The 26188-nt window shown below is 68.9% G+C and carries 18 protein-coding genes; 16 read left to right on the top strand and 2 right to left on the bottom strand.

The features are described from left to right. The first annotated feature begins 37 nt into the window (after nt 1–37). Nucleotides 38–2350, top strand: coding sequence for a methyl-accepting chemotaxis protein (locus AACL56_RS24940; protein WP_339092475.1), 2313 nt, complete (start codon nt 38–40; stop codon nt 2348–2350). A 187-nt stretch (nt 2351–2537) separates the two neighbouring features. After that, a complete protein-coding gene (locus AACL56_RS24935) occupies nt 2538–8774 on the top strand; it encodes an Hpt domain-containing protein (protein WP_339092474.1) in 6237 nt (2078 codons plus the stop codon). 112 nt (nt 8775–8886) lie between these two features. Here the strand turns inward: AACL56_RS24935 and AACL56_RS24930 are convergent, their stop codons facing one another. Then, a complete protein-coding gene (locus tag AACL56_RS24930; protein ID WP_339092473.1) occupies nt 8887–10386 on the bottom strand; it encodes a cryptochrome/photolyase family protein in 1500 nt (499 codons plus the stop codon). Here AACL56_RS24930 and AACL56_RS24925 point away from each other — a divergent pair, their 5' ends adjacent. The 6 genes from AACL56_RS24925 to AACL56_RS24900 all read left to right on the top strand — a co-directional run bounded on the left by AACL56_RS24925 (nt 10387) and on the right by AACL56_RS24900 (nt 15372). Beyond that, entirely contained in the window at nt 10387–10986 is a 600-nt protein-coding gene (locus tag AACL56_RS24925) for a YqgE/AlgH family protein (protein ID WP_339092472.1), read from the top strand. 118 nt (nt 10987–11104) lie between these two features. Then, nucleotides 11105–11539 carry a Holliday junction resolvase RuvX gene (gene ruvX, locus AACL56_RS24920; RefSeq protein ID WP_339092471.1) on the top strand — a complete coding sequence of 145 codons (435 nt, stop codon included), beginning with the start codon at nt 11105–11107 and terminating at the stop codon, nt 11537–11539. A 138-nt stretch (nt 11540–11677) separates the two neighbouring features. Beyond that, nucleotides 11678–12178 (top strand): bifunctional pyr operon transcriptional regulator/uracil phosphoribosyltransferase PyrR, encoded by a 501-nt coding sequence (gene pyrR / locus AACL56_RS24915; RefSeq protein ID WP_339092470.1) that lies wholly within the window; start codon nt 11678–11680, stop codon nt 12176–12178. Beyond that, a complete protein-coding gene (locus AACL56_RS24910) occupies nt 12178–13140 on the top strand; it encodes an aspartate carbamoyltransferase catalytic subunit (RefSeq protein ID WP_339092469.1) in 963 nt (320 codons plus the stop codon). Before pyrR ends, AACL56_RS24910 begins: the two co-directional genes overlap by 1 nt. Nucleotides 13141–13288: 148 nt before the next feature. Further along, complete coding sequence (locus AACL56_RS24905) at nt 13289–14572, top strand: dihydroorotase (protein WP_339092468.1); 1284 nt, start codon at nt 13289–13291, stop codon at nt 14570–14572. Nucleotides 14573–14625: 53 nt separating this feature from the next. Next, entirely contained in the window at nt 14626–15372 is a 747-nt protein-coding gene (locus tag AACL56_RS24900) for a lysophospholipid acyltransferase family protein (protein WP_339092467.1), read from the top strand. Nucleotides 15373–15767: 395 nt separating this feature from the next. Here AACL56_RS24900 and AACL56_RS24895 read toward each other — a convergent pair whose 3' ends face one another. Beyond that, a complete protein-coding gene (locus tag AACL56_RS24895) occupies nt 15768–16565 on the bottom strand; it encodes an IclR family transcriptional regulator (protein WP_339092466.1) in 798 nt (265 codons plus the stop codon). A gap of 186 nt (nt 16566–16751) precedes the next feature. Between AACL56_RS24895 and AACL56_RS24890 the strand changes: the two genes are divergently transcribed. From AACL56_RS24890 to AACL56_RS24855, 8 genes are all read left to right on the top strand, one after another. After that, nucleotides 16752–18512, top strand: a complete 1761-nt coding sequence (locus AACL56_RS24890; RefSeq protein ID WP_339092465.1) for an FAD-dependent oxidoreductase — start codon at nt 16752–16754, stop codon at nt 18510–18512. Between the two features lie 48 nt (nt 18513–18560). Then, nucleotides 18561–19337, top strand: a complete 777-nt coding sequence (locus AACL56_RS24885; protein ID WP_339092464.1) for an SDR family NAD(P)-dependent oxidoreductase — start codon at nt 18561–18563, stop codon at nt 19335–19337. Between the two features lie 70 nt (nt 19338–19407). Beyond that, complete coding sequence (locus AACL56_RS24880; RefSeq protein ID WP_339092463.1) at nt 19408–20607, top strand: ABC transporter substrate-binding protein; 1200 nt, start codon at nt 19408–19410, stop codon at nt 20605–20607. A 75-nt stretch (nt 20608–20682) separates the two neighbouring features. Further along, the gene (locus AACL56_RS24875; protein ID WP_339092462.1) at nt 20683–21606 is read left to right on the top strand and encodes a branched-chain amino acid ABC transporter permease; all 924 of its coding nucleotides are present in this window, start codon (nt 20683–20685) and stop codon (nt 21604–21606) included. A 5-nt stretch (nt 21607–21611) separates the two neighbouring features. After that, on the top strand, nt 21612–23405 hold the full coding sequence (locus tag AACL56_RS24870) for a branched-chain amino acid ABC transporter ATP-binding protein/permease (RefSeq protein ID WP_339092461.1): 1794 nt from the start codon (nt 21612–21614) through the stop codon (nt 23403–23405). 19 nt (nt 23406–23424) lie between these two features. Further along, nucleotides 23425–24135 (top strand): ABC transporter ATP-binding protein, encoded by a 711-nt coding sequence (locus AACL56_RS24865; RefSeq protein ID WP_339092460.1) that lies wholly within the window; start codon nt 23425–23427, stop codon nt 24133–24135. Nucleotides 24136–24171: 36 nt separating this feature from the next. Next, nucleotides 24172–25140 carry an MBL fold metallo-hydrolase gene (locus AACL56_RS24860; protein WP_339092459.1) on the top strand — a complete coding sequence of 323 codons (969 nt, stop codon included), beginning with the start codon at nt 24172–24174 and terminating at the stop codon, nt 25138–25140. Between the two features lie 97 nt (nt 25141–25237). Then, a complete protein-coding gene (locus AACL56_RS24855) occupies nt 25238–26176 on the top strand; it encodes a DMT family transporter (RefSeq protein WP_339092458.1) in 939 nt (312 codons plus the stop codon). The last annotated feature ends 12 nt before the right edge of the window (nt 26177–26188 follow it).

Raw genomic sequence — 26188 nt, 5'->3', positions numbered from 1 at the left:
CCGCACGCCGTACCGGCAACCACCTGAAGGACCGACCGTGAGCTCGATCGCCGACAAGTTCAAGAAATTACTGCCCGCCAGCAACGGCAACGACAAGGCCCGCGTCGATGGCTCCGGTTCCACGTTGTCGATCGACGACGTCGACACGGTCCAGGTGCCGGACGAGAAGACCGTGCGGATCGCCAGGAATGGCGGCGCGCCCACCGACACCAGCTTCGGCGACCTCGACCTGCCGGGTGGCGGCGACGCCGCCAACGAGCCGGCTGCGCCGGTGCCCGAAGCCGTGCTCGACACGGCGGGCGGCCGCGCAGGCTCCGGCCTCGCGAAGCAGCAGCGGATCCTGGCCATCGTGCTGGCCGTGGTCGTGCTGCTGCTGCTGCTGGTCGCCGGCTCCGCCATCCTTCGCGCGGAACGCCTGGCGCAGCAGGTGGCGGCCACCGGCCAGTCGCTGATGCAGTCGCAACGACTGGCCAAGTCGATCTCGCAGGCCCTTGTCGGCAGCGCTTCGGCGTTCGTCGAAGTGAAGGACAGCGCGGACGACCTCTCGCGCCGCGTTGCCGGTCTCACCAATGGCGACGACTCGCTGCGCCTCGAACGCGTAGGCAACCAGTACGACGAGGAGATGAACAAGATCAATCCCCTGGTCACCCGTGCCGACGCCAGCGCCAAGGCCGTGCTGGCCCAGCGCCAGATCCTGACGCAGGTGGGCGCCGCCTTGCGCGACATCAACCAGCAGTCGTCCACGCTGCTCGAAATGACGGAAACCGTCGCGTCGCTGAAGATGCAGCAGAACGCCACGCTGCCCGAGATCTCGGCGGCCGGCCAGCTCGTGATGCTGACGCAGCGCATCGGCAAATCGACCAACGAGTTCTTCACGGTCGAGGGCGTGAACCCCGACGCCGTGTTCCTGCTGGGCAAGGACCTGAACACCTTCCAGGAAACCACCCGCGGCCTGCTCGACGGCAACGCGCAACAGCGCTTCCCCGGCTCGCGCGACCCGCAGACGCGCGAACAGCTCGAAGCCATCCTGAAGACCTACGAGCAGATGCGCACGCAGGCCTCCGCCATTCTGGGCAACCTGCAGGGCCTGGTGGCTGCGCGTGAAGCGCAGGCGTCGATCCTGACCGACAGCGAACCCCTGCGCAAGGCGCTCGGCGACCTGCAGGAAAAGCTGTCCGCACGCACCGGCCTGGGCGCCGGCACCATCGTGCTGCTGTTCGTGCTGTCGCTGGCTGCTCTGGCACTCGCCGGCGCCATCGGTTTCGTGCAGGTGCGCGAAGGCCGCGAACGTGCCGCCGTCGCCGAACGCGAGCGTCTTGCCGCCGAGCAGGCTTCGGGCGAAGCCAGCCGCGTGAACAACGCCAACCAGGCCGCCATTCTTCGCCTGATGAACGAACTGCAGACAGTGGCCGAAGGCGACCTGACGCAGGAAGCCACCGTGACCGAGGACATCACCGGCGCCATCGCCGACTCGGTGAACTACACCGTGGAAGAACTGCGGCTGCTGGTGGGCAACGTGCAGAACACGGCCACCCGCGTGGCGCAGACGACCTCGCAGGTGGAAAGCACCTCGACCGAACTGCTGGCCGCTTCGACCGAGCAGCTGCGCGAGATTCGCGAAACCGGCCAGTCGGTGCTGACCATGGCCGAGCGAATCAACGGCGTGTCCTCGCAGGCACAGGAGTCCGCCACGGTGGCGCGCCAGTCGCTGCAGGCTGCATCGTCGGGCCTGCAGGCCGTGCAGAACGCCATCGGCGGCATGAACTCCATCCGCGACCAGATCCAAGAAACGTCCAAGCGGATCAAGCGCCTGGGCGAGTCCTCGCAGGAGATCGGCGAAATCACCGAACTGATTTCGGACATTACCGAACAGACCAACGTGCTGGCGCTGAACGCCGCCATCCAGGCCGCATCCGCCGGTGAAGCCGGCCGAGGCTTCTCGGTGGTGGCGGAAGAAGTCCAGCGACTGGCCGAACGCTCCGCGGACGCCACGCGCCAGATCTCGGCGCTGGTGAAGGCGATTCAGACCGACACGCAAGACGCGGTGGGCGCCATGGAGCGTTCCACGCAGGGTGTGGTCGAAGGGGCCAAGCTGTCCGACAACGCCGGTACCGCGCTGTCCGAGATCGACCGCGTGTCGCGCCGACTCGCCGACCTGATCGAGCAGATCTCGCAGTCCGCCTCCCGCGAAGCCGACTCGGCCAACGTGGTGGCCGCGAACATCCAGCACATCTTTGCCGTGACCGAACAGACCGGCGAAGGCACGCGTACCACCGCCCAGCAGGTGCGCGAACTGTCGCAGATGGCCGAAGAACTGCGCCGCTCGGTGGCGCGTTTCAAGATCGCGTGATGACGCTCTCCCGCAGCCTTCGCGCACTTCGTGCCGCTTCGGCAGCCTCCTTCCGGGGGCGGCACCCGCGGCCCGGCAAAGCCGGTACCACGGTGTGCCCGGAAGTGATGGCGACGGCTGCTGTATGCATTGAGGGCGCCTGGCGCCCTTTGAAGAACTGATAGATCAAGAACGGCGAGCAATCAACGTGTCGATTCAAACCCCTGCCACGGCCCCTCTTGCCGGCACCGCGCCGGCCACCGAAGACCTCGGGCCGCTGGCCTGGGTGCTGGGAGAAATCCAGAAATCCCTCGACGGGGTGGGCAAGTCGCTGCGTCGCTACGTGCGCGACGTGGGCACCGCGGCCGAACCCGAGAGCGGCCCGCTGCAGATGGCCCGCCAGCAGTTGCACCAGGCCGTTGGTGCACTGCAGATGGTGGGGCATTCGTCGCCCGCGCTGGTGCTCGGCGCCATCGAGTTCGCAGTGCAGGGCTTCATTGCCGATCCGCAGCGCTGCAACGAAAACGCCGTCGTCAAGATCGAGCGTGCCGGCTTCGCCGTCACCGATTTCCTCAACGCCCTGCTGGCCGGCAAGCCCGTGTCGTCGGTGGCGCTGTTTCCGCAGTACCGCGACGTGCTCGAACTCGTGGGCAACGAGCGCGTGCACCCGGCCGACCTGTGGAGCACCACCTGGCGCTGGGTCGAGGTCAAGCCCGCGCTCACGCAGGCTGCCATCGCCTACGACCCGGCCGTGCGTTCGCGCCTCGACCGCGAAGTGCTGCAGCTCGTCAAGACCGGCGACCTGCAGGCCGCGCGGCGGTTGCATGCGCTGTGCCTGGGCCTCGGACGCGGCGCGCTGCTGCCCCGTGTCGCCAGCTTCTGGACGCTGGCTGCGGGCTTCTTCGAGGCGCTGGCCACCGGCCTGATCGCGCCCGACGCCTACGTCAAGCGCGCCGCGTCGCGCGTGCTGCTGCAATACGCGACGCTCGCGCGCGGCGACAGCCTGGTGTCCGACCGCCTCGGCCAGGACCTTCTGTTCTTCTGCGCGCAGGCCGTGCCGGCCGGCAGCGACGACGCCGCCACGCTGCGCACCGTGCGCAGCGCCTGGGGCATCGCCAACGAACCGCACGTCGACTACAACGTCGAGCAGTTCGGCCGCTTCGATCCGCTGGTGCTGCAACAGGCCCGCAAGCGCATCGAGACCGCCAAGGAAATGTGGTCGGCGCTCTCGGGCGGCGACACCACCCGCACGCGCCAGGTGGCCGACACCTTCGCGCAGCTCGGCGAATCGCTGCAGAAGCTGCATCCGCCGAGCCTGCCCATGGTGCAGGCGCTGACCCACGCGGTAGAAGCCTCGGTGCGCTCCGGCCAGGCGCCCGGCACCGAACTCGCGATGGAAGTCGCCACCTCGGTGCTGTACCTGGAGGCCGCGCTCGAAGACCTCGATCCGAGCGATCCGCAGCTCACCGCCCGCACGCTGCAACTGGCGGGCCGCATCGAACGCGTGCGCGAAGGCGGCCATTCCGAGCCGCTCGAAGCGTGGATGGAAGACCTCTACCGCCGCGTGAGCGATCGCCAGACCATGGGCACCGTGGTCGACGAACTGCGCAGCCACCTGGCCGAACTCGAGAAGTCGCTCGACCAGTACTTCCGTCGCCCGGCCGAAAAGGCGTTGCTGCGCACCGTGCCGACGCAGCTCATGCAGATGCGCGGCGTGTTCTCCGTGCTCGGCCTCGACCAGGCCGCCCACACCGTGCAGCGCATGCGCGACGACGTCGAGGCGATGCTCACGAGCACCTCGCCGGCCGAGGAAATGGCCGGCTTCGACGCGCTGGGCAACAACCTCGGCGCACTGGGCTTCCTGATCGACATGCTGGGCTACCAGCCCGCACTGGCCAAGCGCCTGTTCGTGTTCGACGCCGAGGCCGGCGAACTCAAGCCGCTCATGGGCCGCCAGGCCACCGACAGCTCGGCCGAAGGCGCCGAGCCGAGCCAGCCGCCCGCTGCGCAGTCGGTGCTCAGCATCGAAGAGGTCGACGCCCAGATCGCCTCGAAGCTCGCCGCCCTCGCCACGCCCAATCGCAAGGCCCAGGTCTCGCCGATCGAGGAGTTCAGCAGCAAGGCCGACAGCTGGACGAACAAGATCTCCGGTCCGTCGGCGCTGCCCGACACCGAAGTCACCGAGCTCGAGGAAGACGACCTGCAGAACATCTTCCTGGACGAAGCCCGCGAAGTGGTGGAGGCCGGCCTGGCCGCCATCGCCGAACTCGCGAGCTATCCGGACGACACCGAAGAACTCACCATCCTTCGCCGCGCCTTCCACACGCTCAAGGGCAGCTCGCGCATGGTCGGCCTCACCGAGTTCGGTGACGCGGCCTGGTCGCTCGAGCAGGTCCTCAATACCTGGCTGGCCGACCAGCGTGCGGCCACCCCGGAACTGCTGTCTGGCACCGAGAGAACGCTGAAGGAATTCAGCGAGTGGGTCGAGGCCATCGCATCCGGCACCGCCCAAGGCTGGCAGTCCGCGCCGTTCAGCCGCGTGGCCAATGCGCTGCTGGCCGGCGAACCCGTGCCGCCGCCCGTGCGCATGGCCGATCCGGAGGCCCTGGCGGTCGCCGCCCGCCACATCGCAGCCGAGGCGCCGGCGCCCGCTGCGGCAGCCGAGCCCGAGTTCGTGGCGGCGCCGGAGCCCATGGCGCCCGCCGTGCTGCCGCCGCTGCCCGACCTGTCGCTCACCGACGAAGTGGCAGCGCCGGCTCCGGCCGTCGCGCCTCAGGAGCCTGCGCTCGAAACCTTCGCCTGGCAGGAGCCCGAAAAGCCCGCCGCGCCCGAGACCGACGACGATTTCGCATCGACCGACTTCCTGGACTTCGATACGAAGCAGGACACCGCGCCGGCACCGCTGCTGAGCCTGCCCAGCGGCGACGAGTTCGACTTTCTGGCGCACACCAAGGCACCGGCGAACGCCGAGCCGCCGGTGGCCAAGGCCGAGCCGGAACCCGAACTCTCGATCGAGCCGGTCGAAGCCGAGCCCGTGGCCGAAGCCGTGCCCGTGGCCGAAGCCGTGCCTTCGGACGAAACCGCGCTGCCCGACCTCGACTGGGAACCCGAACTGCAGCCTGCACAGGCGGCCGAGCCCGAAGTCGTCGAAGCCGCCCAGGTGCCTGACGAGCTGCCGCACGACGTGCCCCAGGCACCTGCCGAGCCCGAGGAACTGGTCGCTGCCGCACTGCCGGAGCCGGAGCCCGAACCGCTGCCGGCGATCGAGCTGGAGCCGGAAGCCGTCGTGGCGCCGGAACCCGAGCCGACGCCGGAGCCACAAGCTGAACCGGAGCCGGCCGAGGCCGTCGCCGAAGAAGTGATCGCGCCCGTTCTCGAGGCACCGTCGGTGCCCGACGAGCCGCAGATCCTCGTTGCCGACGAAGAACCCGCAGCGGCGCCGGTGCCTGAGCCCGTGGCTGCCGTGGCCGCGGAAGCCGTGCAGGAAATCGCCGTCACGGCCAGCGCCGAAGACCAGGTCAAGGTGATCGGTCCGCTGCGCATCGGCATCGCGCTCTACAACGTCTACCTCAACGAGGCCGACGAATGGTCGCGCCAGCTCGCCACCGACGTGAGCGAATGGGCGCTCGAAACGCACGAACGCCTGCCCGACTCGACCGTCGCATTGGCGCACTCGCTGGCCGGCAGCTCCGCCACGGTGGGCTTCCACAGCCTGTCGGGCATGGCCCGCCTGCTCGAAGCCGCATTGCAGCACCTGCAGATGCAGGGCAGCGGCACGCGCGAACAGGGCCTGGTCCTGGTCGCCGCGGCCGACGAACTGCGCCGTCTGCTGCACCAGTTCGCGGTCGGCTTCCTGCGCGATCCGGCGGAAGGCACGCTGCAGGCGCTGCGCGACATCGCCGCCTCGCCGATGCCCACCGAAGTCGCCATGCGCGCCGAAACCCGCACGCTGCAGCAGGTGGTGGTCAGCGACAGCGTCGCCGACGTGGCGCTGGACGATTCCGAGGACGCCATCGACCTGGCCGACGCGGTCGACGTCGACCTGTTCCCGATCTTCGAGGAGGAAGCTGCCGAACTGTTGCCGCAACTCGGCGAAGCGCTGCGCCAGTGGGCGCACCACCCCGACGACAGCGCGCCGCGCGCGTCGGTGCTGCGCACGCTGCACACGCTGAAGGGCAGTGCGCGCCTGGCCGGCGCCATGCGCCTGGGCGAGCGCGCGCACCGCATGGAGTCCGAGATCGAACTCCTGGGTTCGCAAGGCGCCGAGCGTTCCGACATCGAGAAGCTGCTCGGGCGCCTCGACGCGCTGCAGTCCACCTTCGATGCGCTGCGCGCGGCGGACGACGCCTCGCAGGTCGAGCTGGCGCAGATCGTGGCGACTGCAGCCGCCTCGGCGCCCGCCGCCCAGCTGGTGCAGGTGGTGGCCGATGCGCCGGCGAACGACGAAAAGGCCGCGCCGGCGACGAACGACACCGAAGAGCCGGCCGGTCTCGAGGCGGCCGCGCCCGCCACGCTGCAGCCGCGTCCCGCGCCCGCCGCGCTGGCGCCGCTGCGCGCCGCGACCGGCCAGGCCGTGCGCATCCGCACCCAGCTGCTCGACCGCCTGGTCGCGCAGACCGGCGAGGTCATCATCACGCGTTCGCGCCTGGAGGCCGAACTCGGCCAACTGCGTGGTTCGCTCGCCGACCTCACGGGCAACCTGGACCGCCTGCGCCAGCAGCTGCGCGACATCGAAGTGCAGGCCGAGAGCCAGATGCAGTCGCGCCTGGCGCAAGCCAAGGATTCGCAGCAGAGCTTCGACCCGCTGGAGTTCGACCGCTTCACCCGCGTGCAGGAACTCACGCGCATGATGGCCGAGTCGGTCAACGACGTGGCCACCGTGCAGCGCACGCTGCAGAAGACGGTGCAGGCGACGGAAGACGACCTGAACGTGCAGGCGCGCCAGACGCGCGAACTGCAGCGCGGCCTGCTGCGCACGCGCATGGTGGAGTTCGAGGGCATTTCCGACCGCCTCTACCGCGTGGTGCGCCAGGCCTCGAAGGACACCGGCAAGCAGGTGCGCCTGGACATCGTCGGCGGCTCCATCGAGATGGACCGCGGCGTGCTCGACCGCATGACGCCCGCCTTCGAGCATCTGCTGCGCAACTGCGTGGCGCACGGCATCGAGGATGCGGCGGCGCGCGAAAAGGCCGGCAAGGACGCGAGTGGCCTGATCGTCATCGACCTGCACCACGAGGGCAACGACGTCTCGGTGAGCTTCCGTGACGACGGCGCCGGCCTCGACCACAAGCGCATCGCCGAGCGTGCCCGCACGCTGGGACTGCTCGCGCACGACCAGGAACTGTCGCCCGAGGAAGCGACCGAGCTGATCTTCAAGCCCGGTTTCTCGACGGCGGGCCAGGTCTCCGAACTCGCCGGCCGCGGCATCGGCATGGACGTGGTGCGCGCGCAGATCGCCGCGCTCGGCGGCCGCATCGAGACGCACAGCCTCCCCGGCCAGGGCACCACCTTCAAGCTGGTGCTGCCGCTGACCACCGCCGTGACGCACGTGGTGATGCTGCGTGCGGGCGAGGTGTCGATCGGCGTGCCGTCGAACCTCGTGGAGCTGGTGCAGCGCGTGGGTGCCACCGACCTCGAGGCGGCCTACCTGAACAACAGCCATCCGTTCGGCAGCGAACACGTGCCGTTCTACTGGGCCGGTGCGCTGCTGCAGCACTCCACCCGCAGCGAACACGCCGCCACCAAGACCAACACGCTGGTCATCGTGCGAAGCGCCGCGCAGCGCGTGGCGCTGCACGTGGACGAAGTGCTGGGCAACCAGGAAGTCGTGGTCAAGAACCTCGGCCCGCAGCTCGCACGGTTGCCCGGCCTGGCCGGCATCTCGGTGCTGGCCTCGGGCGCGGTGGCGCTGATCTACAACCCGGTGGCGCTGGCCGCGGTGCACGGCGAGCTGGCTCGCGAGCGCCAGGCCGCTGCGCTGGCCGCACCGGCGAATGCCGCCGACGGCGAAGCGGGTGCGCCGCAGCAACCCGTGGCCATCGCACCAGTGGCGCCGCAGATCCCGCTGGTGCTGGTGGTGGACGACTCCATCACCGTGCGCCGCGTGACGCAGCGCCTGCTGCAGCGCGAAGGCTATCGCGTGTCGCTCGCGGCCGACGGCCTGCAGGCGCTCGAACGGCTGCAGCAGGAACGCCCGGCCGTGGTGCTGTCGGACATCGAGATGCCGCGCATGGACGGCTTCGACCTGGCCCGCAACATCCGCGCCGACTCGGCCCTGGCCGAGCTGCCGATCATCATGATCACCTCGCGCATCGCCGAGAAGCATCGCGACTACGCGCGCACGCTCGGCGTGAACCACTACCTCGGCAAGCCGTATTCCGAAGAGGAACTGCTGCGCCTGGTGCGTGCGTACACGAGCGAGCCGGCACTGGCGGCCGCGGCCTGACGTTCCTGCGCAAGCGCGAGCCGGAAAACAAAAGGGGCCTTCGGGCCCCTTTTTCATGTCTGCGCAGCTAGCGCAGTGCAGTGCGAAATGCCATGCGGGCCGCGGGCCGCGCCTATTTCTGCAGCGCCTTCGCGCGCGCCACGCCGTACCGCTGCAGCGTCTTCTCGCGGGCTTCGGCGTGGTCGACCACCGGCTTCGGATAGTTCTCGCCCAGCCTGATGCCGGCGGCCTCCAGCTCTACCGGCGAGGCCGTCCACGGCGAGTGGATGGCCGAGTTCGAGAGCCCCGCCAGTTGGGGCAGGTAGCGGCGGATGAACTTGCCCTCGGGATCGAAGCGTTCGCTCTGCGTGACCGGGTTGAAGATGCGGAAGTAGGGCTGCGCGTCGCAGCCGCTGGAGCTGGCCCACTGCCAGCCGCCGTTGTTGGAGGCCAGTTCGAAGTCGTTGAGGTGCAGCGCGAAGTAGGCCTCGCCGCGGCGCCAGTCCAGGCCCAGGTCCTTGCACAGGAAACTGGCCACCACCATGCGCAGGCGGTTGTGCATGTAGCCGCTCTGGTTGATCTGCAGCATGGCGGCGTCGACCAGCGGGTAGCCGGTGCGGCCCTCGCACCAGGCTTCGAACAGCTGGTCGGCGTGCTTGCCGTGGTGCCACTGGATCTTGTCGTACTCGGGCCGGAAGCTCTTCGATTCGCCGTTGGCATGCACGTGCGGGAAGTGCGCCAGGATCTGGAAGTAGAAATCGCGCCAGATCAGCTCGCTGAGCCAGGTGGCCGCACCCGGATTGCCCTGCAGCGAGAGCTGGTGGGCCACGCTCGCCATCTGGCGGATCGACACGGTGCCGAAGCGCAGGTGAACGCCCATGTAGCTGGGCCCGCGCACAGCGGGGAAGTTGCGCGCGTCGTCGTAGCGGTCGATGCGCTCGAAGAAGTCCTCGAACAGCGCACGCGCGCCCGTGGTGCCGGTCGGAATCTCGAGCGTCGAGAGGTTGGTCTTCTCGAAGCCGATCTCGCGCAGCGCGGGCACCGGCTCGCCGTAGGCCTGGGGCGATGGCGCGAGCGCGTCGGCGTGGCTGCGCACCGGGTACGACTTCAGGAAGAACGAATCGACCTTGGCGAGCCAGGCACGCTTGTAGGGCGTGAACACCGTGTAGGGCTGGCCGGTCTTGGTCATGACCTCGTCGCGGTCGAAGACGGTCGAGTCCTTGTAGGTGTGGAAGGTCACGCCCGCATTGGCCAGCGCGCCGAACACCTTGGCGTCGCGCTCCAGGGCCTGCGGCTCGTCGTCGCGGTTGGCGAACACGGCCTGCACGTCGAGGTCGCGGGCCAGGGCCGGGATCTCGCTGACGGCCGCCGCGTGCCGGACGATGAGGCCGCCGCCCAGCGCACGAAGCTCCGCCTCGAGCTCCACCAGCGACTCGCGGATGAATTCCACCCGCCGGTCGGCCGAGGGCAGGGCGTCCAGGATCGCCTTGTCGAAGACGAAAACGCAGACCACCTGGCGGCAGGCCCGCAGCGCGCGATAGAGGGCGGCGTTGTCGTCGACGCGGAGGTCGCGGCGGAACCACATGAGCCCTTTGGGGTAGGTCTTGTCGACGGCCAGTAAAATCGGAGGCATATGGCTGCCGATTCTGCCCCGATGAACCTCACGCATCACTTTTTGATAGCGATGCCCGGGATGGAAGACAAAACTTTCAACCGCAGCGTCGTGTACCTCTGCGAACACAGCGAGCGCGGCGCGCTCGGCCTGGTGATCAACAAGCCCAGCGACATCAACCTCAAGGTGCTGTTCGAGAAGATCGAGCTGCACCTGGCCCGTCCCGAACTCGGCGACGCCCCCGTCTTCCAGGGCGGCCCGGTGCAGACCGAGCGCGGCTTCGTGCTGCACGAGCCGGTCTTCACGCAGGCCGAGAAGCCCGAGGAATCGGTCTACGCCTCGACCATGACCATTCCCGGCGGGCTCGAGATGACCACCTCGAAGGACGTGCTGGAGGCCCTGGCCACCGGTGCGGGCCCGCGCAAGGTGCTGGTCTCGCTGGGCTATTCGGCCTGGGGCGAGGGCCAGCTCGAATCGGAGCTGGCCGAGAACAGCTGGCTCACCGTGAGCGCCGACCCGGCCGTGATCTTCGACACCCCGGTCGAGCAACGCTACGACAAGGCGCTGATGCTGCTGGGCCTCGAGGCCTGGAAGCTGTCTCCGGACGCGGGCCACGCCTGATGGACATGGCTCACCCCCAGGCTGCGCGCACTTCGCGCCGCTGCGCCAACCCCCTGCCGTGGGCGGGCCGGCCGCTTCGGGCGGCCGTGCGCGGCGGCCTCCTGTGAGCGGGCTGGCGATGTCTGACAGTGCTCGATCCCCGGCACCTGCCGTTGTTCCCGTTCACTTCCAGACCTTCCTGGCCTTCGATTTCGGCGCCAAGCGCACCGGCGTGGCCAGCGGCAACCGGCTGCTGCGCACCGCCACGCCGCAGGCGACCATCAAGGCCGAGGGCGCCGATGCGCGCTTCGCCCAGGTCGAGGCGCGCATCAAGGAGTGGCAGCCCGACGCGCTCGTGGTCGGCGTGCCCTGGCATCCCGACGGCGCGCCGCACGAAAACACCCGTCGCGCGCAGAAGTTCGCGCGCCAGTTGCGCGGCCGTTTCAATCTCCAGGTGTTCGAGGTCGACGAGCGCTACAGCACCACCGAGGCGCTGTCGTCCGGCGCCAGGGATGCCGATGCGGCCTCCGCCTGCATCATCCTGGAGCAATTTCTGAGGAGTCTCGAGCAATGAGGTTCTCCCCCAGGTTTCGCGCACTGCGTGTCGCTTCTTCTTCCCCCTCGCCGGGGGCAACACCGGTGGCCCGGCAGAGCCGGTTCCACGGTGTTCCCCTGACGTCTTCTTCCCTTGCCCTGCCGTGGAGCAATCATCGTGAGTTCTGTCGTTCCTGACGCCGAGGCGTTGTATCTCGACCTGCTGGCCGGCGTGAAGCCGCTGGTACGCCCCGAAACGAAACTGGTGGGCATCACCTCCGGCGGTGCCTGGCTGGTCGAGCGGCTGCAGAAGGACCTGGGCCTGAGCGGTGCCCCCGGCATCATCTCCTCGGCCATGCACCGCGACGACTTCGCGCGCCGCGGGCTGTCGGCCAGCGCGCAGACCGTGCTGCCCTTCGACGTGAACGGCGCCGACGTGCTGCTGCTCGACGACGTGCTCTACACCGGCCGCACCATCCGCGCGGTGCTCAACGAACTGTTCGACTTCGGTCGCCCGGCCAGCGTGCGCCTGGCGGTGCTGGTCGACCGGGGCGGCCGCGAGCTGCCCGTGGCCGCCGACTTCGCGGCCACCACGCTGGCGTTGCCCGGCTCGCAGCTGCTCGCCCTCGCACGCAGCGATGCCGGCGTCTTCAGCCTCAAGGTCGAGGAAAGCAAGTAATGCTCTACAAGCGCAACCCCCAGCTCAACAAGAACGGCGAGCTGATCCACCTGCTGTCGATCGAGGGCCTGCCCAAGGACATCGTCACGCACATCCTCGACACCGCCGCCAACTTCACCAGCGTGAGCGACCGCGAGGTGAAGAAGGTGCCGCTGCTGCGCGGCAAGAGCGTGTTCAACCTGTTCTTCGAGAACAGCACACGCACCCGCACCACCTTCGAGATCGCGGCCAAGCGCCTGAGCGCGGACGTCATCAACCTCGACATCGCGCGCTCGTCGGCCACCAAGGGCGAGTCGCTGCTGGACACCATCGCCAACCTGAGCGCCATGGCCGCCGACCTGTTCGTGGTGCGCCACAGCGAGTCGGGCGCGCCGTACCTGATCGCGCAGCACGTGGCGCCGCACGTGCACGTGGTGAATGCCGGTGACGGCCGTCATGCGCACCCCACGCAGGGGCTGCTCGACATGTACACGATCCGCCACTACAAGAAGGACTTCTCGAACCTCACGGTCGCGATCGTCGGCGACGTGCTGCACTCGCGCGTGGCGCGCTCCGACATCCACGCGCTCACCACGCTGGGCTGCGCCGAGGTGCGCGTGGTCGGGCCCAAGACCCTGGTGCCCGGCGACCTGGCCGGCATGGGCGTGCGCGTGTTCCACACGCTCGAAGAGGGCATCAAGGACTGCGACGTGGTCATCATGCTGCGCCTGCAGAACGAACGCATGAGCGGTGCGCTGCTGCCTTCGTCGCAGGAGTTCTTCAAGACCTTCGGCCTCACGCAGGAGAAGCTCCAGCTGGCCAAGCCCGACGCCATCGTGATGCACCCCGGCCCCATCAACCGTGGCGTGGAGATCGACTCCGCCGTGGTCGACGGCAAGCAGAGCGTGATCCTTCCGCAGGTCACTTTCGGCATCGCGGTGCGCATGGCCGTCATGAGCATCGTCGCAGGCAACGAAGCCTAGACATGTTGCTCGCCCCCAGTCTTCGCGCACTTCGCGCACTTCGCGCCGCTTCGCCAACCCCCTGCCGGGGGCAACACCGGAGGCCCGCCGAAGCCGGCTCCACGGTGTTTCCCGAAAAGGCCATGACTGCCACCGGAAGTACAGACGCATGAACATTCACATCACCAACGGCCGCGTCGTCGACCCCGCCTCGGGCACCGACAGGACCGCCGATATCGCCATCGCCGACGGCAGGATCGCCGGCATCGGCAGCCTCCCCGCCGGCTTCAAGGCCGACCGCACCATCGACGCCGCGGGCTGCATCGTCGCTCCCGGCCTCGTCGACCTTGCCGCGCGGCTGCGCGAACCCGGCTACGAGCACGAAGGCATGCTCGAAAGCGAGATGGCCGCGGCCATCGCGGGCGGCGTGACCAGCCTGGTGTGCCCGCCCGACACCGACCCGGTGCTCGACGAGCCCGGCCTGGTCGAGATGCTCAAGTTCCGCGCCGAGAAGCTGCAAGGCGCGCGCCTGTTCCCGCTGGGCGCGCTCACGCGCGGCCTGGCCGGCGGCGTGCTCACCGAAATGGCCGAGCTCACCGAGGCCGGCTGCATCGGCTTCAGCCAGGCCGACGTGGCCTTGGCCGACACGCAGGTGCTGCAGCGCGCGCTCTCGTACGCCAGCACCTTCGGCTACACCGTGTGGCTGCGCCCGCAGGACCGCGACCTCGGCAAGGGCGTGGCCGCCAGCGGCCCGCTGGCCACGCGCCTGGGCCTGGGCGGCGTGCCGGTGTCGGCCGAGACCATCGCCATCTTCACCATCGTCGAACTCATGAAGAGCACCGGCGCGCGGGTGCACCTGTGCCGCATCTCCAGCGCGCGCGGCGTGGCGCTGGTGCGCGAAGCCAAGGCGCAGGGCCTGCCGCTGACCTGCGATGTCAGCATCAACTCGCTGCACCTGGCCGACACCGACATCGGCTACTTCGACAGCCGTGCCCGCCTGAACCCGCCGCTGCGCCAGCAGGGCGACCGCGATGCGCTCTCGGCCGCGCTGGCCGACGGCACCATCGACGCGCTGGTGTCCGACCACACGCCGGTCGAGGCCGACGCCAAGACCCTGCCCTTCGCCGAAGCCGAGCCCGGCGCCACCGGCCTCGAACTGCTGCTGCCGCTCGCGCTGCAGTGGGGCGAGCGCAGCGGTGCCGGCCTGGCACGCGCCATCGAGGTCATCACCTCGGCGCCGGCCCGCCTGCTGAGCGCCGCCGACGCTGACACCGGCATCGGCCGCTTGGTGGCGGGCGGCGTGGCCGACCTGTGCATCGCCGACCCGGCACTCGAATGGCAGGTGCAGCCCGATGCGCTCAAGAGCCAGGGCAAGCACACGCCGTTCGGCGGCTATCCGCTGCAGGGCCGCGCACGCCACACGCTGGTGGCGGGCCGCGTGGTGCACGGCTGAGGCCGCTTCGCACAGGAACGAAGCCACAACGACCACAGAGGACACACGTCCAGATGCTTCACTCTCTGAAGGCCGGCGCGCGCCTGCTGCACGCGGTGGGCCACGCGGTGGCCGGCTGGTGGACCATCCGCCGCACCTTTCCCGGCCTGTCGCAGCAGGAGCGCAACGCGCGCGTGCAGGCGTGGTCGGTGCGCATGCTCCAGATCATGGGCATCACGCTGAAGGTGCAGGGCACGCCGCCGGCGCAGGGGCCGGTGCTGCTCATCTGCAACCACCTCTCGTGGCTCGACATCACCTGCCTCCACGCGGCGCGCCATGTGCGCTTCGTGTCGAAGTCCGACGTGAAGGGCTGGCCGCTGATCGGCACGCTGTCCACCGGCTCGGGCACGCTCTACATCGAGCGCGAACGCCGCCGCGACGCGCTGCGCGTGGTGCACCACATGACCGAGGCGCTGCGCAACGGCGACCTGATCGGCGTGTTCCCAGAGGGCACCACCAGCGACGGGCGCGGCCTGCTGCCGTTCCATGCCAACCTGCTGCAGGCGGCCATCTCGTCGGGTGCGCCCGTCATGCCTGCTGCGCTGCGCTTCGCCGATGCCGCCACCGGCGAGACCAGTCAAGCGCCGCGCTACATCGACGACGACAGTCTGCTCACCTCGCTGTGGAACACGCTGCGCGCGCCGCCGCTGCTGGCCATCGTGCGCTTCGGCGACCCGCAGGACTCGCACGGCCGAGACCGCCGCGAGTGGGCGCAGTCGCTGCATGAAGACGTGCAGCAGCTGCGCCGCGACACCCACTGACGCCTCTCCTTCACGAACGCTGGCGCGCACGGCCGCCCGAAGCGGCCCCCGTCAGGGGGAAGGAGAAGCGACACGCAGTGCGCGCAGCCTGGGGCGAGCCACATGCCTCAAAAAAAAACGCCTCCGAAGAGGCGCTTAACGACGCCGAGGCGCCGTGAGGAGGAACCGCAATGTCGCAGTTCGAGCAAAAAACAGGAAGGGTCAGAGGATGCCGAAGACCTTCAAGCCGATGATCACGATCAACGGAACGCCGCACAGCCAAAGAATGATGCTTTTCATGATCGAGGTCTCCTGAACAAGTGAGCCTCTAGGTTGGCGCCGGTTGCTCGCGCCGTGTGCGGGATAAAGCAATTCGCGCGCGTGAGCGCGTGCCTACAGCGCGGCGCGCGCTGCCGCTAAGGCTGCTCGCCCGTGGGCACGAAGCCCAGCCGGCGCGAGATCTCCAGCGCGCAGGCGCGCAGCGGCACGGCCACTCGGCCTTCCCATTCGCGGTCGAAAGTGGCCTCGGGCCCCATCGCCGTGATGCCCAGCACCAGGTTGTTGGTGGAGTCGAACACCGGCGCGCAGAAGGCATCGATGCCCGGGATCGGCTGGCCCAGCGTGCGCGACATGCCGTGCAGCCGCGTCTCGACCAGCAGGGCCTCGATCTCCGCGCGCGAGAGTTCGGCGGTGGAGCCGCGGCCGTCGGCCGGGCGCGTGCGCGCCAGGTCGTCCAGCATCATTTTTTCCACCACCTTCGGCGGCAGGTACGCCGCAAACAGCCGCCCCGTCGCGGTGTAGGCCAGCGACATCACCGTGCCGGTGCGCAGGTTCACGTGCAGCGGATGGATCGGCTCCTCCAGTCGCACCACGGTCGGCCCGAAGTTGCCCCACACGGCCACCGCGATGCTCTGCTCGGTCTCCGAGGCCAGCGCCTCGATGAGCGGCGAAGCCTCCTTGATCGGATCGAGCCGCTGCAGCTTGGCCAGCCCGAGCTGCAGCGCCAGCGGGCCCAGTTCGTAGCGGCCCGCGCTGTCCTGCACGACGAAGCCGACCTTCAGGAAGCTCACCAGGTAGGGGTGCGCCTTGCCGACGGGCACGCCCGCCGCCTTGCCCAGGTCGCGCAGCGCCATGGGCGCCACGTGGCGCCCGAGGGCCACCAGCAACTGGGTTCCGATTTCGACTGACTGAATGCCACGTCTTGGCTTTTCCATGGGGCGCCCGGCGTGGGGAATGAGAGTGGGGGCGAGTATATCCATCAGGGTTTCCACTGATATTGTCATGAACAATCGACGATGATTGATCATCTGATAGTAACTAACCAGCTTGACCATATCAATGTCGCTGCCTAAACTCCGCCCAACTTGAGTCGTACACAACACAGGCAGGCAAAGAGAGACATGGAACAGAACACTTTTGAATGCGACGTGCTCGTCGTCGGCAGCGGTGCCTCCGGCATGGCCACGGCCATCACGGCGGCATCGCAGGGACTGAAGGTGCTGGTGGTCGAGAAGGAGCCGCGCTTCGGCGGCACCACCGCGCGATCGGGCGGCTGGCTGTGGATTCCGGGCACGCGCCTGGCCACTGAACAGGGTATCCACGAGCCCGCGGGCGCCGCGCTGGCCTACATGAAGCACGAGACCACGACGCACTTCGATGCCGCGCGCGTCGGCGCCTTCCTCGACATGGGTCCCAAGGCCATCGACTTCTTCACGCGCAACACCTGCGTGCAGTTCGACATGCCGGCCGTGTTCCCCGACTACCACGCCGAAGCGCCCGGCGGCCAGCAGGGCGGCCGCTCAATGGTCACGCGCCCGTTCGACGGCCGCGAGCTCGGCGCGCGCGTGAAGCAGCTCGCGCCGCCGCTGCCCGAGCTCACGGTGTTCGGGATGATGTTGGGCTCGGGTCCCGAGATCAAACACTTCATGCGGGCCTTCAAGTCGCCCACCTCGTTCTGGTACGTCACCAAGCGGCTGACGCGTCACTTCCTCGACGTGCTGGGCCATGGCCGCGGCATGACGCTGACCAACGGCAACGCGCTGGCCGGGCGCCTCGCCAAGGCCGCGATGGACCTCGACATCCCCGTGTGGCTGTCGTCCCCCGTGAAGAAACTCGTGGTCGAGTACGACGGCGTCAGCGGCGCGGTCGTGCAGCACGAAGGCAAGACGCTGCGCGTGGTCGCCAAGCGCGGCGTGGTGCTGGCCTGCGGCGGCTTCCCTTACGACGTGGAGCGCCGCAAGCAGCTGTTCCCGCACGCGCCGACCGGCAAGGAGCACTACTCGCCATCGCCGTCGACCAACACTGGCGACGGCCTGCGCCTGGCCGAAGCGGTGGGCGGCCGCGTCGACGGCACCATCCCGCACGCCGCCGCGTGGGTGCCGGCCTCGGTCACCACGCGCCCCGACGGCACCGAGGGCGTGATGCCGCACTTCATCGACCGCGCCAAGCCCGGCGTGATTGCGGTCACGCCCAAGGGCAAGCGCTTCGCCAACGAAGGCAACTCGTACCACGACTTCGTGCAGGCGATGGTCAAGGCCTGCGAAGGCGAGCCCGAGGTCACGGCCTGGCTGCTGTGCGACCACAAGGCGCTGCGCGACTACGGGTTGGGTTGCGTCGCGCCCGCGCCGCTGCCCATCGGCCGCCATCTGAAGAGCGGCTACCTGAAGCGCGGCGCGAGCATCGGCGAGCTGGCCAAGGAAATCGGCATCGCGCCGAACGTGCTCGAAGCCACGGTGCAGGAGTTCAACCAGGGCGCGCGCACCGGCGACGACCCCGCCTTCGGCAAGGGCAGCAAGGCCTACAACCGCTACCAGGGCGATGCCAACGTCACGCCCAACCCGTGCGTGGCGCCGCTGGAGAACGGCCCGTACTACGCCATCAGGCTGGTGATCGGCGACATCGGCACCTTCGCCGGTCTCGTCACGGACGAGAAGACTCGCGTGCTCGACGCCGACCGCCAGCCGATCAAGGGCCTGTATGCGGTGGGCAACGATGCGGCCAGCGTCATGGGCGGCAACTACCCCGGCGCCGGCATCACGCTCGGCCCGGCGCTGACCTTCGGCTACGTCGCGGGCCTGCAGGTCGCGCAGGCCGAGGCGATGGCCCCGGTGCAACTGCAGGTCGAGCGCCGCGAAGCCGTGCCGCTGGCCCGCAAGGCCTGACCCCGTACGCCCGCCAGAAACACCATCGAACCGAAGGAGACACAACCCATGGCCTTTCCCTCCCACGTCGCACCCCGCCTGCTCGAAGGCCGTCTCGCGTTCATCACCGGCGCCGGCCAGGGCAACGGACGCGCGCTCGCGCTGGGCCTGGCGCAGGCCGGCGCCCGCGTGGTCGTCACCGACATGAACGACGCCACCGTGCGCGAGACCGCGCAGCTGGTGCGCGACGAAGGCGGCGAAGCCTGGTCGTTCGTGCTCGACGTCACCGCGCCCGAGGCCTGCCAGGCGCTGGCCGAACGCGTCGGCAAGGAGATCGGCAACGTCGACCTGCTGGTGAACAACGCCGGCATCATCATTCGCGAGAACACCTCCAGCCCGAACGCCGCGGCCAACTGGAAGAAGACCATCGACGTGAACGTGCACGGCACCTTCAACACCACGCTGGCGTTCATCCCGGTGCTCAGGCAGACGAAGGGATCGATCATCAACATCGCTTCCATCGCCGCGTACGCGGGGCAGGCCGCGAGCCTCGGCTACTCGCCGTCGAAGGGCGCGATCAAGATGCTCACGCAGTCGCTCGCGCAGGAGCTGGCACCGGCCGGCGTGCGCGTCAATGCGCTGGCGCCCGGCGTCATCGAGACGCCCATGACCGCCGCCACGCGCGAGAACCCGCAGCGCCTCGAGTCGTTCATGACGCGCATTCCCATGGGCCGCGTCGGCCAGACCGAAGACCTCGTCGGTCCGGTGATCTTCCTGGCCAGCGACATGTCGCGCTACGTCACCGGCATCGTGCTGCCGGTGGACGGCGGCTTCCTCGCCGTCTGAGACCGCCATCGCGTTCCCGCGTTCCCGCTTTCCTTCCGCTTCCTCGTCCGTCAACCTCAGGAGACAAAAAATGAAAACCATCCGTCTGTACAAGACGCTGCTCGCAGCCGCGGCCTTCGCCGCCTTCACGGCCGGCGCCTCGGCGCAGGACATCAAGGTCGGCTACAACGGCGACCTCTCCGCCTCGCCCTCCGCGCAGAGCGGCCAGGCCGCGGTGCTGGGCATGGAAGCGGCCATCGCCGACATCAACGCCGCCGGCGGCGTGCTCGGCAAGAAGCTGGCGCTGGTCACGCGCGACGACGTGTCGGCGCCGCCCAAGTCGATCCAGAACATGAGCGACCTGATCGACAACGAGAAGGTGGTGGCGGTGTTCGGCCCCACCAATTCGGGCAACGCCATGGCGTGGAAGCACATCGCCAACCAGAAGAAGATTCCGGTGCTGGGCAACGTGGGCTCGGGCACCGACATCACCAAGCCGATGAGCCCCGGCGCCGACAACTACATGTTCCGCGTGTCGATGGTCGACCGCGAGCAGGTCGCCGCGCTCATGGCCTACGTGAAGAAGAACACCGCCGCCTCCAAGGTCGTGGGCCTGATGGCCGAGACCACCGGCTACGGCCAGGGCGGCCTGAAGGACATGGAAGAGATCGCCAAGCTGCAGGACATCAAGATCGCGGCCACCGAGCGCTTCGGCGTCGGCGACACCGACATGACTTCGCAGCTCAGCAAGATGAAGGCCGCCAACGTCGACACCGTGGTGGTGTGGGCGCAGGGCACGCCCATCGCGCAGCTGGTGCGCAGCATGGAGAAGATCAACTACTTCCCGCTGACGCTCACCTCGTGGGCGGCCGACAACATCACCTTCTACGACGCGGCCGGCAAGGCGCTCGCCGAGAAGCCGATCTTCATGCGCACCGTGAGCGAGACCCGCACGCCCGCGCAGCAGAAGCTGTTCGACCGCATCGGCGCCAAGCTGAAGGCACCGGGCTCGTTCTCGTTCGCACTGCACGGCTACGACTCGATGCAGCTGCTGGCCCAGGCCATGAAGCAGGCCAACAGCACCGACGGCGCCGCCGTGCGCACCGCGCTCGAGGACCTGAAGACGCCGGTGCAGGGCGTGCTCAAGACCTACGACAAGCCCTTCAGCAAGACCAACCACGAAGCGCTCACTGCCAAGGACCTGGTGTGGATCCGCTGGAAGGACGGCAAGCTGCTGCCCTACAGCGACGCGCTGATCCAGGGTCTGAAGCCGGCCGATTTCAAGCAGTAAGCAAGACAGAAAGAAGAGACGCGACCGGCGTGCCCGCGCGGCACCTGGCGCCGTCTCGCAACGGAGATACACACCATGGTTGAAGCGCTCCTGCAGGCGCTCATCAGCGGGCTCGCCGTCGGCGGTGCCTATGCGCTGGTGGCGCTCGGATTCAGCATCACGTTCACGACCACCAAGACGCTGAACTTCTCGCACGGCGAGTTCGTCTCGGCCGGCGCGTTCATCGGCATGAGCGCCCTGTTCCTGGTGCTGGGCAAGCCTTTCAGTTCCACCACCTTCGGCGACGCCGTGCCCGGCGCGGGCGCGCAGCTGTTCGCTCTCGTGGCCGCGCTCGGCGTGATGGGGCTGCTGGGCTGGCTGCTCTACGTGCTCGGCGTGCGCCCGTTCGCGGGCCGCCCCGGCATGGCCTGGGTCATGAGCACCCTGGGCTTCGGCGTGATCCTGCAGAGCGTGGGGCTCGCCATCTGGGGCCCGAAGCCCGTGGTCGTGCCCGCGCCGGTGGGCGACACCGTGATCCGCATGTTCGGCGTGGGCGTGCGCCCGCAGGAGCTGCTCACGCTCGGCGTGGCCGTGGTGGTGATGTTCGGCTTCGACCGCGTCATGAACCGCACCATGGTCGGCAAGGCCATGCGCGCGGTGGCGCAGAACGGCAACGTCGCCAGCCTCATGGGCATCAACACCAACGCGATGATGATCGGCGCCTTCGTCGTCAGCTCGGCGCTGGCGGGGCTCTCGGGCTTCCTGCTCGCACCCATCGCGCAGGCCTCGCTCTTCATGGGCCTCACCGTGGGGCTCAAGGGCTTCTCGGGCGCCATGATCGGCGGCCTCAGCAATCCGCGCGGCTGCGTCATCGGCGGCTTCCTGCTCGGCGTGCTCGAGTCGATGGTCAACCTCTGGCAGGCGCAGTGGCGCGAGGTGGCGGTGTTCGCGCTGGTGATCCTGGTGCTGGCCTTCCGGCCCACCGGCCTGTTCGGCCGCGCGACGGTGGAAAAGGTCTGACCGCCATGAAGCGCTTCGCCCATCCCCTTGCCGTGGTGCTGGTCGCGGCGGTGCTCGCCGGCATCGTCTCGCAGTTCGGCAACGACTACTACCTGCGCATCGCCTTCATGATGTGCGTCTACTACCTGTGCGCCGCCGGCATGAACGTGCTGGTCGGCTACGCGGGGCAGAAATCGCTCGGCCAGGCCGGGCTGTTCGCGGCCGGCGCCTACGGCGTCGCGCTGCTGACCTCGCGCACCGACATGGACCCGTGGCTCGCGCTCGCGCTCGCCGCCGTCATCTCGGGCCTGTGCGGCGTGCTCATCGCGCTGCCTTCATTGCGCGTGAAGGGGCCGTACCTGGCCATGGTCACGCTGGCCTTCGGCATCGTGGTCGAGAAGCTGGTGGGCGAATGGACCGACGTGTTCGGCGGCGCCCAGGGCATCTACGGCATCCGCCCGCTCACCTGGAAGGGCGCGCCGCTGGACACCACGCAGTGGGTCATCCTGGGCATCGTGCTGTGCGCCGCGCTGCACCTGCTGCTGCGCAACCTGCTGGGCGGGCGCTTCGGCCGCGCGCTGCTGTCGCTGCAGGCGGACGAGATCGCCTCGTCGTCGGTGGGCGTGCGGGTGTACCGCGCCAAGGTCATGGCCTTTGTGGTCGCGGCCGTCACCTGCGGCATCGCGGGCGCGCTGGTGGCGCAGCAGAACCAGTACATCAACTCCGACTTCATCACCTTCCACCTGTCGATCTTCATCCTGCTGCTGGTGCTGTTCGGCGGCGCGGGCTCGATGTACGGGCCGCTGGTGGGCGCGGTGCTGCTCACGCTGACCGACGCGCTGCTGGCGCGCTGGCCGTCGGCGCAGCACTTCCTGTACGGCTTCCTGCTGCTGTTCGCGCTGTACGTCATGCCGGGCGGCGTGGTGGGCCTCATCAACAAGTGGTTCATGAAATCGCGCCACCGCGGCGAGGGAGGCACCGGCGGCGTTCCCGGCCAGATCGGCCCCGGCGGCGAAGGCGAACTGCTGGTGGTGCAGGGCGTGACCAAGTCGTACGGCGGCGTGAAGCCGGCGCAGGACGTGTCGTTCCGCCTGCAGCGCGGCCACATCCATGCGCTGATCGGGCCGAACGGCGCGGGCAAGAGCACCATGATCAACATGCTCACCGGCGTGATCGCGCCCGATGCCGGCTCGATCCGCTTCCTGGGCCGCAACATCGTGGGCAGCCCCGCGCACACCATCTGCTGCATGGGCATGGGCCGCACCTTCCAGAACCTGCGGCTGTTCGCCGATCTCTCGGTGCTCGACAACGTCATGCTGGGCCGCCACAGCCGCATGAGCAACGGCTTCCTGTCGTCGCTGGTGGCGTGGCCCACGGCCGGCAGGCAGGAGCGCGCCACGCGCGAACGCGCGCTGCAGCTGCTCGACCTGGTCGGGCTCGGCCACCTCGCGCACTGGCCCGCGGGCAGCCTGCCCTACGGCCTGCAGCGCCGCGTGGAACTGGCGCGTGCGCTGGCCACCGAGCCGCAACTGCTGCTGCTCGACGAACCGGCCGCCGGCCTCAACCCGCAGGAGACCGCCGAGCTCGGCGAGCTGCTGCTGCGCATCGGCAAGTGCGGCGTGTCGATCCTGATGGTGGAGCACCACATGGACCTGGTGATGTCGATCTCGGACCACGTCATCGTGCTCGACTACGGCATCAAGATCGCCGAGGGCAAGCCGGCGGAAGTGCAGGCCAACCCGCGCGTGGTCGAGGCCTACCTGGGCGTGGACGACGAAGAAGAAGCTGCGGCGCATCCCCCGCAGGCCGTGCCCGCCTGAGAGAAGGACCCGAACCATCATGCTGAAAATCGAATCGGTGAAGGTCTCGTACGGCGCCATCGAGGCCGTCAAGGGCGTGAGCCTCGAAGTGCGCGCGGGCGAGGTCGTCACCATCATCGGCGCCAACGGCGCCGGCAAGAGCACCCTGCTCAAGAGCATCGTCGGGCTGGAGCCCGTGGCCGAGGGCCGCGTGCTGATCGACGGCAACGACTGCACGCACGTGCCCTCGCACAAGCGCGTGGGCCTGGGCGTGGCGCTGTCGCCCGAAGGCCGCGGCGTGTTCCCCGACCAGACGGTGCGCGAGAACCTCATGCTCGGCGCCTACTCGCGCCGCAACGACAAGGCCATCGTCGAGCGCGCCATCGAACGCGAGTTCGCGCGCTTCCCGCGCCTGAAGGAGCGCCAGCACCAGCCCTCGGGCACGCTGTCGGGCGGCGAGCAGCAGATGCTGGCCATTGCCCGCGCGCTCATGAGCGAGCCGCGCCTGCTGCTGCTGGACGAACCCTCGCTGGGCCTCGCCCCGCTCATCATCAAGGACATCTTCGACGCCATCCGCCAGCTGCGCAGCTCGGGCCTCACCATCCTGCTGGTGGAGCAGATGGCCAAGCAGGCGCTCGGCGTGGCCGACCGCGCCTACGTGCTCGAGACCGGCTGCATCACGCTCGAGGGCTCCGGCCGCGAGCTGCTCGACAACCCCAAGGTGAAGTCCGCGTACCTCGGCACGCACTGACCCCGGCTTCACCGTTCACTTCCTCCAAGGACTTCCATGACCACCAAGAAATTCGCCAGCCAGGCCGACCTCGAAGAAAAGAAGGTCTCGTTCACCCGCCTGTCCGAGAACGCCTATGCGTACACCGCCGAGGGCGACCCCAACACCGGCATCTTCATCGGCGACGAGGCCGTGATGGTGGTCGATACGCAGGCCACGCCCGCCATGGCGCAGGACGTGATCCGCCGCATCCGCGAGGTCACGCTGCTGCCCATCAAGTACGTGCTGCTGAGCCACTACCACGCGGTGCGCGTCCTGGGCGCGTCGGCATACTTCAAGGAAGGTGCCGAGCAGATCATCGCCAGCCGCGACACCTACGACCTGATCGTGGAGCGCGGCGAGCAGGACAAGGCCAGCGAGATCGGCCGCTTCCCTCGGCTGTTCCGCAATGTCGAATCGGTGCCGGCCGGCTTGACCTGGCCCACCATGACCTTCGACGGCACCATGAGCGTGTGGCTCGGCGAGAAGCTCGAGGTGAAGATCGCGCAGGTCGGCCGCGGCCACACCAAGGGCGACACCATCGCGTACCTGGAAGACCAGAAGATCTGCTTCGCCGGCGACCTGGTCGAATACCAGAGCACCGCCTACGCGGGCGACTGCTACTTCCGCGACTGGCCCACCACGCTCGACCGCCTGGCCGGCTTCGGCTTCGAGAAGCTGGTGCCCGGCCGCGGCGCCGCGCTGGAGAACGCGTCGGACGTGCGCAAGGCGATTGCCTCCACGCGTGCCTTCATCTCCGACGTGTACACGCTGGTCAACAACGGCGTGGCGCAGGGCAAGACGCTCAACGCGATCTACAAGGAAACCGTGGCGGCGCTGCGCCCCACGTACGGCCACTGGGTCATCTTCGACCACTGCATGCCCTTCGACGTGACCCGTGCCTACGACGAGGCCACCGGCCACGTGCACCCGCGCATCTGGACCGCGGAGCGCGACATCGAGATGTGGAACGAACTGGAGGGTTGACCTCTTCGGCCTGCAAGGCCGGTTCTGCAGCAGCCCGCGGAGTGGCCTCGCCGCCCGGGGGCCGTGACGCACCGTTGTCTTCCAGCGAACGACTGAAATGAACCAGCCTGCGCCGTCGTCATCGTCGTCCCCCGCGGGCGCCACACCCGCCGCCGTGCATGGCTGGATGCTGCTGGCGATGGTGCTGTGGGGCGTGAACGTGTCGGCGGTGAAGACGCTCACTGCGTCCTTCGAACCGCTCACGCTGGCGGCGCTGCGCATGGCAGTGGCGTGCTGTGCGCTCAGCGCCATCGTGCTGTGGCGGCGCGGCGGCCTGCCGATGCTGTCGGCACGCCAGCTCGCGGTGATGGCGGCCTGCGCGTTCCTCATGGTCTATGCCAACCAGATCCTGTTCGCGCAGGGCCTGCTGCGCTCCACCGCCACCAACGGCGCGCTCATCATGGCGCTGAGCCCGCTGGTCTCGGCGCTGATGGCCGCGCTGGTGTTCGGCGAGCGCTTCACGGCGCGCCGCATGCTCGGCGTGGCGCTGGGCTTCGCGGGCGTGGCGGCGGTGGTGCTGAGCCACCCCGGTGCCGGGCTGTCGAGCGCCGGCATTGGCGACCTGATGCTCGCGCTGTCGGTGGTGAGCTTCGCGGTCGGCGGCGTGGGCGTGCAGCGGCTGGCGCGGCAGGTCGATCCGCTCTCGATCAGCTGGTTCATCTACATCATGGGCACGCTCATGCTGGTGGTGCACACCGTGTCCGGGCCGTCGCGGCCCGGCGCGGCCCAGCTCTTTCCCGGCGCGTGGCCGTGGGCGCTGGTGCTGTTCTCCGGCATCGCGGCCACCGCGGCGGGCAACCTCATCTGGAACCGTGCGATCTCCGTCATCGGCGTGGCCCGCACGGCCGTCTTTCTCTACTGGGTGCCGGTGTTCGGCGTGCTGTTCGCGGCGCTGCTGCTCGGCGAAACGCTCACATGGTGGCACCTGCTCGGCTTTGCCGCGGTGATGAGCGGCACCTGGCTCGGCACGCGGCCTGTCGCTGCGCCGGCCGCCTGACCCCGCCCCGAC

It is taken from the genome of Variovorax paradoxus (assembly GCF_902712855.1).
GTDB lineage: Bacteria > Pseudomonadota > Gammaproteobacteria > Burkholderiales > Burkholderiaceae_C > Variovorax > Variovorax paradoxus_Q.
This window is presented reverse-complemented; position numbering and strand designations above follow the sequence as displayed.

What these genes read in the sequence shown, in the direction of transcription:
- AACL56_RS24925 (WP_339092472.1), top strand. Translation starts at nt 10,387, where the DNA reads ATGGCTGCCGATTCTGCCCCGATGAACCTCACGCATCACTTTTTGATA.
- AACL56_RS24890 (WP_339092465.1), top strand. Translation starts at nt 16,752, where the DNA reads ATGGAACAGAACACTTTTGAATGCGACGTGCTCGTCGTCGGCAGCGGT.
- AACL56_RS24930 (WP_339092473.1), bottom strand. Translation starts at nt 10,386, where the DNA reads ATGCCTCCGATTTTACTGGCCGTCGACAAGACCTACCCCAAAGGGCTC.
- AACL56_RS24905 (WP_339092468.1), top strand. Translation starts at nt 13,289, where the DNA reads ATGAACATTCACATCACCAACGGCCGCGTCGTCGACCCCGCCTCGGGC.
- AACL56_RS24900 (WP_339092467.1), top strand. Translation starts at nt 14,626, where the DNA reads ATGCTTCACTCTCTGAAGGCCGGCGCGCGCCTGCTGCACGCGGTGGGC.
- AACL56_RS24885 (WP_339092464.1), top strand. Translation starts at nt 18,561, where the DNA reads ATGGCCTTTCCCTCCCACGTCGCACCCCGCCTGCTCGAAGGCCGTCTC.
- AACL56_RS24865 (WP_339092460.1), top strand. Translation starts at nt 23,425, where the DNA reads ATGCTGAAAATCGAATCGGTGAAGGTCTCGTACGGCGCCATCGAGGCC.
- AACL56_RS24860 (WP_339092459.1), top strand. Translation starts at nt 24,172, where the DNA reads ATGACCACCAAGAAATTCGCCAGCCAGGCCGACCTCGAAGAAAAGAAG.
- AACL56_RS24880 (WP_339092463.1), top strand. Translation starts at nt 19,408, where the DNA reads ATGAAAACCATCCGTCTGTACAAGACGCTGCTCGCAGCCGCGGCCTTC.
- AACL56_RS24910 (WP_339092469.1), top strand. Translation starts at nt 12,178, where the DNA reads ATGCTCTACAAGCGCAACCCCCAGCTCAACAAGAACGGCGAGCTGATC.
- AACL56_RS24875 (WP_339092462.1), top strand. Translation starts at nt 20,683, where the DNA reads ATGGTTGAAGCGCTCCTGCAGGCGCTCATCAGCGGGCTCGCCGTCGGC.
- AACL56_RS24895 (WP_339092466.1), bottom strand. Translation starts at nt 16,565, where the DNA reads ATGGAAAAGCCAAGACGTGGCATTCAGTCAGTCGAAATCGGAACCCAG.
- AACL56_RS24855 (WP_339092458.1), top strand. Translation starts at nt 25,238, where the DNA reads ATGAACCAGCCTGCGCCGTCGTCATCGTCGTCCCCCGCGGGCGCCACA.
- ruvX (WP_339092471.1), top strand. Translation starts at nt 11,105, where the DNA reads ATGTCTGACAGTGCTCGATCCCCGGCACCTGCCGTTGTTCCCGTTCAC.
- AACL56_RS24870 (WP_339092461.1), top strand. Translation starts at nt 21,612, where the DNA reads ATGAAGCGCTTCGCCCATCCCCTTGCCGTGGTGCTGGTCGCGGCGGTG.